Source organism: Candidatus Azobacteroides pseudotrichonymphae genomovar. CFP2 (assembly GCF_000010645.1).
Classification (GTDB): domain Bacteria; phylum Bacteroidota; class Bacteroidia; order Bacteroidales; family Azobacteroidaceae; genus Azobacteroides; species Azobacteroides pseudotrichonymphae.
Genome location: NC_011565.1, coordinates 127,565 through 140,894, shown reverse-complemented (window position 1 = coordinate 140,894; position 13,330 = coordinate 127,565). Strand labels below are relative to the sequence as shown.

12 protein-coding genes are annotated in these 13,330 nt (G+C 33.5%); 4 read left to right on the top strand and 8 right to left on the bottom strand.

All coding sequences use genetic code 11. From position 1 onward, the window contains the following. The first annotated feature begins 121 nt into the window (after positions 1-121). Both ndk and CFPG_RS05145 read left to right on the top strand, forming a co-directional pair. A complete protein-coding gene (ndk, locus tag CFPG_RS00655) occupies positions 122-589 on the top strand; it encodes a nucleoside-diphosphate kinase (protein ID WP_012573144.1) in 468 nt (155 codons plus the stop codon). Positions 590-614: 25 nt separating this feature from the next. Next, positions 615-1,514, top strand: coding sequence for a M23 family metallopeptidase (locus CFPG_RS05145; protein ID WP_012573143.1), 900 nt, complete (start codon positions 615-617; stop codon positions 1,512-1,514). Positions 1,515-1,551: 37 nt separating this feature from the next. Here the strand turns inward: CFPG_RS05145 and CFPG_RS00645 are convergent, their stop codons facing one another. From CFPG_RS00645 to CFPG_RS00615, 8 genes are all read right to left on the bottom strand, one after another. After that, the gene (locus CFPG_RS00645; RefSeq protein WP_012573142.1) at positions 1,552-3,477 is read right to left on the bottom strand and encodes an NAD(+) synthase; all 1,926 of its coding nucleotides are present in this window, start codon (positions 3,475-3,477) and stop codon (positions 1,552-1,554) included. Then, positions 3,474-4,628, bottom strand: a complete 1,155-nt coding sequence (locus CFPG_RS00640; protein ID WP_012573141.1) for a 1-acyl-sn-glycerol-3-phosphate acyltransferase — start codon at positions 4,626-4,628, stop codon at positions 3,474-3,476. The genes CFPG_RS00645 and CFPG_RS00640 overlap by 4 nt, the downstream gene beginning before the upstream one ends. Before the next feature lie 17 nt (positions 4,629-4,645). Next, a complete protein-coding gene (locus CFPG_RS00635) occupies positions 4,646-5,620 on the bottom strand; it encodes a D-alanine--D-alanine ligase (protein ID WP_012573140.1) in 975 nt (324 codons plus the stop codon). Next, positions 5,617-6,645 (bottom strand): RluA family pseudouridine synthase, encoded by a 1,029-nt coding sequence (locus CFPG_RS00630; protein ID WP_012573139.1) that lies wholly within the window; start codon positions 6,643-6,645, stop codon positions 5,617-5,619. The genes CFPG_RS00635 and CFPG_RS00630 overlap by 4 nt, the downstream gene beginning before the upstream one ends. A gap of 33 nt (positions 6,646-6,678) precedes the next feature. Continuing rightward, a complete protein-coding gene (locus tag CFPG_RS00625) occupies positions 6,679-7,278 on the bottom strand; it encodes a PASTA domain-containing protein (protein ID WP_012573138.1) in 600 nt (199 codons plus the stop codon). 103 nt (positions 7,279-7,381) lie between these two features. Then, positions 7,382-7,534, bottom strand: a complete 153-nt coding sequence (rpmH, locus tag CFPG_RS05270; RefSeq protein WP_012573137.1) for a 50S ribosomal protein L34 — start codon at positions 7,532-7,534, stop codon at positions 7,382-7,384. A gap of 129 nt (positions 7,535-7,663) precedes the next feature. Then, a complete protein-coding gene (gene recG, locus CFPG_RS00620; RefSeq protein WP_012573136.1) occupies positions 7,664-9,787 on the bottom strand; it encodes an ATP-dependent DNA helicase RecG in 2,124 nt (707 codons plus the stop codon). 18 nt (positions 9,788-9,805) lie between these two features. Further along, a complete protein-coding gene (locus CFPG_RS00615) occupies positions 9,806-10,474 on the bottom strand; it encodes a 2-C-methyl-D-erythritol 4-phosphate cytidylyltransferase (RefSeq protein ID WP_012573135.1) in 669 nt (222 codons plus the stop codon). Between the two features lie 149 nt (positions 10,475-10,623). On the opposite strand from CFPG_RS00615, the gene speA reads away from it, so the two are divergent. Then, the gene (gene speA, locus CFPG_RS00610; protein ID WP_012573134.1) at positions 10,624-12,516 is read left to right on the top strand and encodes a biosynthetic arginine decarboxylase; all 1,893 of its coding nucleotides are present in this window, start codon (positions 10,624-10,626) and stop codon (positions 12,514-12,516) included. Between the two features lie 2 nt (positions 12,517-12,518). Continuing rightward, a complete protein-coding gene (locus CFPG_RS00605; RefSeq protein WP_012573133.1) occupies positions 12,519-13,280 on the top strand; it encodes an exodeoxyribonuclease III in 762 nt (253 codons plus the stop codon). Positions 13,281-13,330: the final 50 nt, after the last annotated feature.

The window sequence follows — 13,330 nt, the reverse complement described above, 5'->3', positions numbered from 1 at the left end:
GATTTATCGTTCGTTTTTTCTTCTTGTTATTTTATCTGTTAGTTTTGTTGATGTTAAATACTTTGTTTTTTCAAAAAAAAGTAGTTTATTTGTTCTTCATAGGGGAACAATAAAATTTACAATGGCTGTGGAGAGAACACTTGTCATTCTTAAACCAAGCGCTATACAGCGTGGATTAGTAGGTGAAGTAATTAGTCGTTTTGAAAAAAAAGGATTAGTGCTTATAGGTATGAAGATGGTTTGGTTGACTGACAAAATACTAAGCGAGCATTATATGCATTTACAGAAGAAATTATTCTTTCAGCGATTGAAAAATTCGATGAAAATTTGCCCTGTGGTAATTTGTTGTTGGGAGGGCGTCGATGCAGTGAAAGTTGTAAGAACAATTGTCGGTGTTACTAATTCCCGTGATGCTTTGCCTGGTACAATACGGGGAGATTATAGCATGAGTATGCAGGAAAATGTTGTTCATGCATCAGATTCTGTCGAAGTAGCGAATGTCGAATTGAAAAGATTTTTTGATGAAAAAGAGCTGTATGTATATAATCCAGTACTGTTATCAACTTTGTATGCTAGTGATGAAATGTAAAGAGTCGAGATATAATATGTAGCAGATGGGGAGTTTGGCTAAAGTATTTGTTATCGATTTATATTTAGTAGGAATAATCCTGTTTTTATTTCCTGTAGTGGAAATACATGCAAGAAGTTCTTCGGAGAGAAAGTTGAGTGCAGGAATAGCTACTCCTGTCTTAAGTAGTGGTCTTATATCTTTTCAAGAAGATGGCATAGAACAGCATCCTGCAGGCGAATTGTATGAAGAAAGTTGGAACACTGAATTTTTGAAAGCATATGAAAATATTCCTGTTCCAGATTCACTTGTTATAGATATTTCAAGTTTTGTAATTCCTGTAGAAGGGAAAGTGACTTCTCCTTATGGATTTCGTGGAAAATATTTTCATTACGGGACTGATGTCAAACTCCAGGTAGGGGATACTGTTCGTGCAGCATTTGAGGGGGAAGTAAGGATAAGAAAATATGATCCAAAAGGTTATGGTTATTATCTTGTATTGAGACACCCCAACGGATTAGAGACGGTTTATGGGCACCTCTCTCAATTTCTGGTAAAACAGAATCAAAATGTAAAAGCCGGAGAACCAATAGGTTTAGGAGGCAATACGGGACGTTCTTATGGTTCTCATCTTCATTTTGAGATTCGTCTTCTAGGAAGTGCTATTAATCCGGCTGAGATAATCGATTTTGATGAGCTTGCACTCAAAGATGATATATATGTTTATAGAAAAGGTAAATCAGGAGAGAATTATATTGATGGATCTATTTCAAGATATGCATGTTATAGAGGAGGGGGAAAGCTCCGCTATTATCGAGTTTCAAGTGGCGATACGTTGAGTGCAATTGCTAGAAAATACAATACGACTGTCGATAGGCTTTGCGAAGTTAATGGAATAAAATCCACTGTCAGGTTGCATATTGGTGATTCCATCCGGATTTTATAAAAGACTTATTTAGTGAATAAAAATGGAATAAAAATGTTTATTCCATTTCCTTTAGCCAGAGATCCACAGTTGCGTCACTTGGCATTCTCCAGTCACCTCGCGGTGATAAGTTTACCGAACCTATTTTGGGTCCATCAGGTATACAATTACGTTTGAATTGATTACTAAAGAATCGTTTATAAAAAACTCTCATCCACTTTAGAATAAAATCTTCTGAATATGTATCGGTAAAAGCATGTTTTGCAAGAAAATATATTTTACTAGGTGTAAATCCGTGACGTAATATATGATATAGAAAAAAATCATGCAATTCGTAAGGTCCTAATATATCTTCAGTAGATTGAGCTATCTGTTGTTTTTTGTTATCGATAGGTAACAATTCTGGGCTGATAGGAGTACTGATTATGTCTGATAATACTATTTTATCAGATTCATTCAATTGAGTAGCAGCTATCCATTTAACTAAATAGCAAACTAAAGTCTTTGGAATCCCCGCATTTATTCCATACATCGACATGTGGTCACCATTATAAGTAGTCCATCCTAATGCTAATTCCGACATATCGCTTGTTCCTATTACAATACCATTCAATTGATTTGCTAAATCCATTAAAATTTGGGTACGTTCGCGTGCTTGTACATTTTCATAAGTTAAATCATGAATATCATCACCGTGTCCTATATCTTTGAAATGTTGGTTACAAGCTTTAGTAATATCGATCTTTCTAATTCTAATTTCTAAGGATGTCATTAAAGACAGAGCATTTAAATATGTTCGAGATGATGTTCCAAAACATGGCATAGTTACTCCACAAACCATTTTCCGAGATAACCCTAATTTATCTATTGTTTTGACACAAACTAATAAAGCTAGAGTAGAATCTAATCCTCCAGATACTCCAATAATTAAAGATTGAGCATTTGTGTGTATTATTCTCTTGGCCAATCCAGATATTTGAATTGAAAAAATTTCTTTGCAACTTTCATTGTGATTTTTTGATAAAGGAATAAATGGAGTTGAATTTATAGTTCGTTTGAGTTTAGGAGAATTTATGGTTGGATATTGATGAATAGCTATATGTTTGTAATTATTGGTAGTAGGTTGTCCAATAAAACTTGTATTTTTTCTCCTTTCTGAGTTCAATAAATCATAATCAATTTCACAAACGATCAATTGTTCATGGAACTGAAAACGGTTGGATTCTATTAACAATTTACCGTTTTCATAGACATAAGCATTACCAGAATATACTAAATCGGTAGTGGACTCTCCAAATCCAGCTGAAGTGTATACATAAGCAGTATGGCAACGTGCCGATTGTTGACTAATTAAAGATTTTACATATTGTTGTTTTCCTATTAATTCATCACTTGCTGACAAATTGAAAATTAACTGTGCTCCAGCTATAGCATGATAAGAAGAAGGAGGGATGACCGACCAGAGATCTTCACAAATTTCTATGGAGAATTTTATTAAATCCAAATCTAAGCTAAACAATAGGTTTGTTCCAAACAAGACAGTGTTGTCAGCATAAGTAATGATTGTAGATTCATCATTCGAATAAGATTCAAACCAGCGTTTTTCATAAAATTCAGAATAATTAGGAAGATACACTTTAGGGACAATCCCTTTTATTTTCCCATGTTGACAAACAACAGCACAATTATATAATTTAGAATTATATTCTATGGGAGTACCAACAATGAAGCAAATAGGTAAGTTCTGCATGTTATGCAGTAACTCTACTAAGACTTTTTCTGCCCCTTCAATTAGAGTCCTTTGTAAAAACAAATCTCCACAAGTATAAGAGGAAATAGATAATTCAGGAAAGCAGACTACTTGGACTTCTTGATCATTGGCTTCAGTTATATGTTTTGCCACCTGTTGAGCGTTAAACTCGCAATCAGCTACCTTTAATTGGGGAATAGCTGCCCCAATTCTAAAAAAACCATAATTCCTCATTTCCTTTTTTGTTTCGTTGTTATATGATTTTTTACCGGATAAGCGTATATTTCTAATATCTTTTCTTTTAAGAAAAGAACATCTTTGTTTTTCAAATCTATTTTTTCTAATTGTTGAGCCAAATACGCTTCAAAAATTTTTATGTCTTTGTTTGTATATTTTTTTACAAAATGATTCTCTTTACCCCAAAGTCGGTCATAAGCAATATAATTGATGGGAAAGAATTTGTAATTTAAAAATATTTCTGTATCAATTAAAGAAGCTAATTTTGATGTCAATTCGTCTTTAGATTTTTGAAAATCTGCTTTTTCTAAAAGAGAATTAATCGGCCTTCCCAATTGGAAATGAATATTTCCTTTATATCCAAACAATCCTGTTTCCATGTTCATAAAATCATCTTCTTGTGTTTTTTTAAACTTAGAATTATCTCGTTTTTGTTGGGCTTCTTTAGCTTTTAAAAAATCACAAGGATCATATTCATATGATAGAGAAAGTGGGATTAAATTTAATTCTCTAATACTTTCTTCTAAAGGAAGGGTATTATCTTTCATAAGCATCTTTAAAATTGCCTCTTGTGTTCTATCATCAGCATTTTTAGCTCTGCCTTCTCGCTGTGCAATCCAGATGGATTCTTTCTTTTCCTTAATAACGAAATGAACATATTGGGAAAGATGAGTAACTACTTCCATCACTTGGTGAAAATCTGGAGTACGTTTAACAATAAAACTTTTATTTAACCGTACTATATCTTCAATCCATGAGTGTACTAACAAATTATCACCAATAGCTATTTCTACTGTTTCGTAGTTCCCTTGGATAAGAAGGATGCAAAGAATACTTGCATCTAAGACAATATCTCTATGGTTGGATATGAAGGTACAAGGTTCATCTTTTCGTAGATTTTCTATACCGTAACTACTTACATTTTTTGCTGTTCTACTAATTATATCGTAAGCGGTTTTTATAATGATGTTATATTGAAATTCTCTTATTGTTCTACAACCTCTCATTAAAATTTCTATTTCTTCCCAACTTTTTTGAGGAAAAATAACTTTTGTGATTTTTCTAAAGTGTGGATTGTTTACTAAACGATTAATTGCAAGAGGTACCTCTTCATCACAATAAGAACATATATCATCAAATTTATTCACTATGTGTTTCTCTTTTATTATATAGATTCTATAATTTCAGTCAGTATCTCTTTGAGATTTAATCCAGCAGCACGTATTTGCTGAGGAATAAAACTTGTAGCAGTCATGCCTGGAATTGTATTTACTTCTAACATTTTTATTTCTTTTTTTGGAGAGATAATGTAATCTATACGAATAATTCCTTTTGCTCCTACCCAGTCATAGATATGTGCCGTTAGTGTTTGTATCTCATCAGTTAATTTTTTGGATATTCGTGCAGGAGTAATCTCTTCTACCATACCAGGATTATATTTAGCTTCAAAGTCGAAAAAATCATTTTTACTTATTATTTCTGTAATTGGCAAAGTAACTTGTTTATTTTTTGTTTTATAGTAACCACATGTTATTTCTGTTCCTGGTATAAAACTTTCGATAAGTACTCCCTCTCCCTCATTGAATGCATTACGAATGGCTAACTGTATTTGAGTAATATTTGTTACTTTCGTTACTCCAAAACTTGATCCACCATCGTTTGGTTTAACAATAAGAGGCAATCCAAGTTTATCAATTATTCTTTCGGGTGATATTATTTGTTCTCTTTGTTTTAGGAGAATGGATTTTGCTGTTTCTACTCCAAATCCTCTTAAATAATTATTGCAAAAATATTTATTGAACGTGATAGAAGCTGACAGAACCCCGCAACATGAATAAGGGATGTTCAATATATCTAAATATCCTTGTAATAATCCATCTTCTCCGGGTGTACCATGAATAATGATATATGCGAAATCGAATCGTATTTGTTTTCCTTTATAAATAAAGCTGAAATCATTTTTGTTAATAGGAAACTCTGTTTTATTTCCTCCTTGTACAGTCCATCCATTTCTTGTAATCAAAACGATGTATGGATTATATCTTGTTTTATCTATGGATAAATAAACTTCTTCTGCACTTTTCAAAGAAATCACACATTCGGAGGAATACCCTCCGGAAACTATTGCTACATTTTTCATGGTTTATTCAAATTTTTAGAAAAGTTTCTCCACCTTTCAATCAATAGTATCATGTCTTTTGGTAAAGGACTTTCTAAAAGGATTTCTTTACCTGTTTTGGGATGGGTGAATCCTAATACTCGAGCATGTAAAGCCTGACGTTGGCATATAGCGAAACAATTTTGAACAAACTGCTTATATTTTGTATGATGATTACCTTTTAGTATTTCATTACCTCCATAACGTCTATCGTTAAATAATACGTGACCAATATATTTCATATGAACACGAATTTGGTGAGTACGTCCAGTTTCTAGACTACATTCAATCAAAGTTACATATTCAAATCTCTCTAGTACCTTATAATGTGTAATTGCTGGTTTACCATGGTTATTATTTGGAAAAACATCCATTAACATTCTATTATGCAAATTGCGTCCGATATTACACTTTATAGTCTCTTCTTCTTTTTTTACATTGCCCCACACTACCGCCCAATAATTTCTCCGAATAGTTTTACGAAAAAATTGCATATCTAAATTTGTTTTAGCATTAAGATTTTTAGCAAAAACTAATAAGCCAGAAGTACCCTTGTCTATTCTATGTACTAGTCCTGATCGGAAATCTTCATTATAAAAAGTAGATTGTATTATACTACTAGTGGTTGATGAATAATATCCAGCAATAGCATTAACTAATGTCCCAGTATAATTATCATGACCTGGATGTACAACTAATTCGGCAGGCTTATCTACTACTATTACGTCATCGTCTTCATAAACAATGTTTAGAGGGATATTTTCTGGAGCAATTTCCACCTCTCTATGAGGCTGATTCATTACAATGGTTATTATATCCCCGGGTTTTACTTTGTAATTAGATTTTATTGGGTGGTTGTTGGCACAAATAGAACCTACATTAGCAGCTTGTTGAATACGATTGCGAGAAGTACCTATAATTTTGTCGACTAAAAATTTATCTACTCTTAAAAAACCTTGTTCTTTGTTGGCGACAAAACGAAAATGTTCATTTAATTTATTTCCCATAAGATTGAACGATGCAGATTAAGGTCTTCTCTCTTAATACCAAGATTCTTCTGGTTCGTTATCTACAACTACTGTAGTATCTAAAGATAGTATTTCTTTTGTACCAGAACTCACCAAAATGAATAAATGAGTATTAGCTGCTATGCAGTCGCCCGGATTTAGTTTATCTCCTCTTTCGTTTTCCAATCCTATAACCAAATCTTTATATGGACCTGATACTATTTTTGTTTGTACATATTTATATCCTACGGATTGGAGTAATGATTGAGCTTGTCGCCGAGACATGTCTTGTACTGTTGGAACAGATAGCAATACGTCATTATAAGAATTAATTATAAGAGCAATTGTTCTGCCAGGTTTCACATTGGTCCCTATAGGGGGGACGGTTTTCAAGACACTACCTGGAATATTGTCTTTTATAAAAAGAGAATCTGCTATGATATAATGCAATTTTTTTTGTTTGAAAATTTCTTCTATTTCTCTTACTTGCCACCCTTTCACATCGGGGATTTCAACTTGTTGACCATGTCTTGTATAATTATCTAATCCTTTTGTCAGAAAAAAAATAATAAAAAGCAAGGCTGCTATTGTTAGCAGTCCATGTTTTACATAGGTATTTGAAAAAAATCTCATGATTTCAATAACTCTGGAACTTCTGGAACTCTGGCCAATACTCGGAATTTACGAAAAGTTAAGAAAGAAGCAACCTTAAATTTAGTTTGCTTTCCTTTTGGAGTTAACCGTTATATTCGTCAGATACGGTCAGTTTTTTCCGTCCTTTCGCCCTGCGCGAAGCCAGTATTCTACGTCCATTGATTGTTTTCATTCTACTGCGAAATCCATGTTTATTTTTTCTCTTTCTATTAGAAGGCTGAAATGTTTGCTTCATAAAAATTACTGTATTGCGTTACAGTCCCACCTGAGAGGGACGAAGGTAGTTGCTAAAGGTAAGATTAATTTCTAAATATTGTTTATGTTTTTATGTTTTCAAGTATTATCATTTTTAAGTATTATATTATCAGCTAATACTAAGCCACTCAGCTTTATTTTCTATGTTCCATTTATTCAAATGCTGTTTCAGCAGGATGTTTTGAGGTTTTTCCAAATTAGGATCATCATCTAATATTCTACGGGCTAGATTTCTTGTATAATCTAGTATATCCCCGTCTTGTGATAGTCTAGCTATTTTTAAATTGGAATCGAATCCACTTTGTTTTATTCCGTTTAAACTTCCCGGCCCACGCAGTTTTAAATCTTCTTCAGCAATAATAAATCCATTGTTGAAGTTAGTCATGATAGTAATACGTTTTCGTGCATCTTCAGATAGCTCATGATTGGTCATTAGAATACATACGGCCTGTTCTGTACTACGTCCTACTCTCCCACGTAATTGATGCAGTTGAGACAACCCAAAACGTTCGGCATTTTTTATAATCATCACAGAAGCATTCCTGACATCTATTCCTACTTCTATGACCGTTGTAGCAACCATTATCTGTGCTTCACCAGAGAGGAATTTTTGCATCTCCTGCTTTTTCTCCTCTGGCTTCATTTGCCCGTGAACCATACAAATATTATATTCAGGAAATACCTTGCTTACTGCTTGAAATCCATCCTGTAGATTAGTCAGATCTATTTTTTCATTCTCCTCTATTAGAGGATAAACAATGTAAACCTGCTTGCCTTTTTGTATTTCCTTTCGCACATATTCGTAGATTTTATCTCTCTTTTCATCATACCTGTGATAGGTATCTACTGGTTTTCTTCCTGGGGGTAGTTCATCAATAATGGATACATCCAGATCTCCATAGATTGTCATTGCCAGCGTACGAGGAATAGGAGTTGCAGTCATAACTAATACATGAGGAGGATTAGAGTTCTTATTCCATAGTTTAGCACGCTGTGTTACTCCAAAACGATGCTGTTCATCCACTACGACTAATCCAAGATTATTAAATTCAACGCTGTCTTCAATCAAAGCATGAGTGCCAATAAGTATCTGTATTTCTCCACTTTTCACTTTGGGGAGCATCTCTTCCCGTAGCTTGTTCTTTGTCGACCCGGTTAGCAAGGATACTTTTATAGCTGATCCATTCAGCATCCGACTAATTGTTTCGTAATGCTGTATTGCCAAGACCTCTGTAGGCACCATGATCGCTCCTTGAAAACCATTATCGGTTGCAAGGAGTATGGATAATAATGCTATCAGTGTTTTCCCACTTCCTACATCTCCCTGCAACAGACGATTCATTTGTTTTCCTGTATTCATATTCTTCCAAATTTCGTTGACTACCCTTTTTTGTGCTGTAGTTAGTTCGAAAGGAAGATTGTTTTTTAAAAAGTAGAAATTCTCTCCTATCTCTTTAAATCTGAACCCATCTATATGCTTCTCTCTGTGTTTAGCAGCAGAAAGGATACTGAGCTGTAAATAGAAGAGTTCCTCAAATTTTAGACGGTATTGTGCTTCTTGAAGAAGATCATTTGATTTTGGGAAATGAATATTACGTATGGCTTCATCTAGTGAGATTAACTTATATTCATTAATTATTTCTCTGCTTAGCGTTTCTGAAAGAGGCTCTTTGATATTTTCCAGTATTTCTATTATCATTTGTTTTATAGTACGTGAATGCAGGGAGACTTTTTTCATCTTTTCTGTTGTACTATATTCTCCCTGTATACCTATCACTCCTTCATAAAATTTATTTTCTTCTTCTAATTCAGGATGGATAATTGAAATACGTTCTAAAGAAGAACCAGAAGGAGTAGAAAGCCTAAAAGTACTAGGCTTGCCAAATAAGATATACTCTCTTCCTAGTTTATACATTTTAGTGATCCATGTTAAGGATCTGAACCATATTAGTTCTATTACGCCTGTTCCATCATCGAAGACAGCACTGAGCCTACGAGATTTACCTTCTCCTAAATACTCATATCTAAATATCTTGCCTTTTAACTGAATAAAAGGCATGCTTCTTCCATCAATTTCACTAATCTTATGAATTTTACTTCTGTCTGTATATCTATATGGAAAATAATAGAGTAGGTCCTTCCATGAGAAAACATTAATCTCCTCCTTAAGGACTTTTACTTTATCAGGCTTTGTGCACTGTAATTGCATTATGCTTTGTCTACTTATATCCATCTTTAATCAATCAATCAATCAATCAATCAATGCTTCTGCAATTGATAAATCGATAGGTGTAGTAATTTTGATATTACTTTTACTACCTTTAATCATCGTTGGTGTGCATATTTTTCCTGATTCTACTACAGAAATATCATCTGTAAAATTATCAGAAGACGTAGCTTCATAAGCATTGATTAATATATCTGATAAAAAAACTTGGGGTGTTTGGACCAAATAAAATTCGGAACGATTCACTGTTCTATTGTTTCTATTTGTAATTTCTCTTAGAGAGTCTGTTATTGGAATTGCTGGATAAACGGCTAATGCCTTTTGGGCCATTTTAAAAGCATTATCTATCAATTTTTCCCTAACTAAAGGACGCACTCCATCATGGACAGCCACTAGGCAATTTTTTTTCACTGAAAACAATCCATTTTTTACTGAGTAAAATCGGGTTATACCTCCTTCAATTGTATGGTGATCTATCTTAAAATTATACTGTTGGCAGAGAGAAGTCCAATATGTTTTTTGTTTTTCTGATAATACTAGTATAATATGTATATCAGTATCATAACGATAAAATGCTTCTATTGTATGCATTAGTATTGGTTTCCCTTTTAATAGAAGAAACTGTTTAGGAATAGTTGCCTTCATTCGAAGGCCATTTCCGCCAGCAACTATAATAACATATTTTTGTTTCATTCCTATTTCCATTAAAGTTTTTTTTCAAAAACATTTTTTTACTGTTTCAAGTTAATAAAGTTGCAAAAATACAAAAGTCATTTGCTTTCCTTCTTGATTTATTTATTAATTTCGTGTGATTTCTAGACTTGAAAAATCTTAATTTGACAATGAGAAAGTGGAGAATAGAAGATTCTATGGAATTGTACAATATACATGGCTGGGGATTAGGTTATTTTTCTGTTAATGATAAGGGACATATCATAGTTTCGCCAAAGAAAGATTGTGCAGTAGTTGATTTAAAAGAATTGATAGACGAATTAACTCTTCGAGATGTAGATGCTCCTTTGTTAGTGCGCTTTCCGGATATATTAGACAATCGAATTGAAAAGATTTCTGGGTGTTTTAAAACTTCTGCTAAAGAGTATAACTATACTGCCCAAAATTTTATTATCTATCCTATCAAAGTAAATCAAATGAGGCAAGTAGTAGAGGAAATTGTGAATCACGGCAAGAAATTCAACATTGGGTTGGAGGCAGGTTCAAAACCAGAATTACATGCTGTGTTGGCGATTAATACTTGTTCAGATTCTCTAATTGTTTGTAATGGTTACAAAGATGAAAATTATATTCGATTAGCTTTATTGGCCCAAAAAATGGGCAAGAATATCTTTATAGTTGTGGAGAAGTTAAACGAATTAAAGTTAATTGCTGAGTTAGCAAAAAAAGTGAAAATTTATCCCAATATCGGGATACGGATTAAACTTGCAAGTAGCGGAAGTGGCAAATGGGAGGAATCGGGAGGCGATGGGAGCAAGTTTGGACTTTCTTCTAGCGAACTATTGGAAGCTATTGATTTTATGAACAAAAATAAGTTAAAAGATTGTCTGAAATTGATACATTTTCATATTGGTAGCCAGGTAACCAAAATCCGTCGAATTAAGAATGCCTTGCGTGAAGCTTCACAATTTTATGTTCAATTAAGAAGTATAGGTTATGAAATTGAGTTTGTGGATATTGGAGGCGGATTAGGAGTAGATTATGATGGGACTCGTAATGATCGAAGTGAAAGTTCAATGAATTATTCTATTCAAGAGTACGTTAATGACTCAATTTCTACATTGGTAGATGTTTGTATGAAAAATAGTATTCCACAACCAAATATCATCACTGAGTGTGGGAGATCTCTTACAGCACATCATTCTGTTTTAATATTTCAAGTACTGGAAACTGCTATACTCCCTGAATGGAAAGAAGACGAAAAGTTACCCAAAAATACTCATGAATTGGTGCAGGAATTATACAAATTATGGGATGAAATGAATCATCCTCGTTTAATAGAAACTTGGCATGACGCTCAACAAATACGGGAAGAATCGCTTAATTTGTTCAGCTTGGGAATGCTGGATCTTACTACCCGTGCACAGATAGAAAAGCTCTACTGGTCAATTGCACGCGAAGTGCAACAAATGACCCTTAATATGAAGCACGCACCAGAGGAACTTCGCAAAGTGTCTAGAATATTACCTGACAAATATTTTTGCAATTTCTCATTATTTCGTTCCTTACCTGATTCGTGGGCAATAGATCAAGTATTCCCAATTGTTCCAATTGATCGGTTAGGTGAAAAGCCTAGTCGTACAGCTACCTTGCAAGATATGACTTGTGATTCAGATGGGAAAATAGATAATTTCATTAACATGAAATTATCTACTTATCATTTACCAGTACACCCAATAAGTAAAAAAGATTCCTATTACATTGGTGTATTTTTAGTGGGAGCTTATCAAGAAATATTGGGCGATTTACATAATTTGTTTGGAGAAACAAATGCTGTGCATGTGTCAGTTAACAAAAACGATTATCAAATAGAGCAAATTATTGATGGAGAAAGGGTTGCTGATGTGTTAGAATATGTGCAATATAATACAAAAAGGTTAGTGCGTACCGTTGAAACATGGGTCACTGCATCGATGAAAGAAGGAAAAATAACAGTAGAGGAAGGGAGGGAATTTCTTTCTAACTATCGTTCAGGATTATATGGCTATACTTACTTGGAATAATTATGAAAATTATTTCTTTTAATGTAAATGGAATACGGTCAGCAATAAATAAAGGACTGATTGAATGGCTTGATAAAGAAAGCCCTGATATATTTTGTGTACAAGAAATTAAAGCACAGCGAGAACAAATCGATATATTATCGTTCCAATCCCTAGGGTACAATTATCAATTAGTTCATTCTGCTCGAAGAAAAGGCTACAGTGGAGTTGCGATATTTAGTAAAACTTGTCCAAATACTTATTCATTCGGGATGAATAAGTATTCATTTGATAATGAAGGGAGAGTTATTCGTGCAGATTTTAATAATCTAACAATTATTTGTGTATATGTTCCTTCAGGTACAACAGGCAAGGTGAGACAAGCGATTAAAATGGAATTTTTGGATACGTTTACAACATATCTTTTAAATCTACAAAGAGAGCGTCCGTATCTCCTTGTTTGTGGAGATTACAACATTTGTCGGCAAGATAGAGATATTAATTATCCCGAACGACATATGGGTGTTTCTGGCTTTTTACCGGAAGAAAGAGCATGGTTTGATTATTTCATTCGTTGTGGATTTGTTGATTCATTTCGTGAGTTCAATCAAGATAAGAACCAATATAGCTGGTGGAGCTATCGTTCTAATGCAAGAGCCAAGAATTTGGGGTGGCGTATAGATTATCATATTATTACTAGAAATTTGCAAAGTCAATTGAAATCAGCATCGCTGCTGCAAGAAATAGAAATTTCTGATCATTGTCCGATTGTTGTTGAATTTTAATAAAAATTAAGAGTGAAATGTATGTACCAGTCAAAAGTGTACAAAAACAA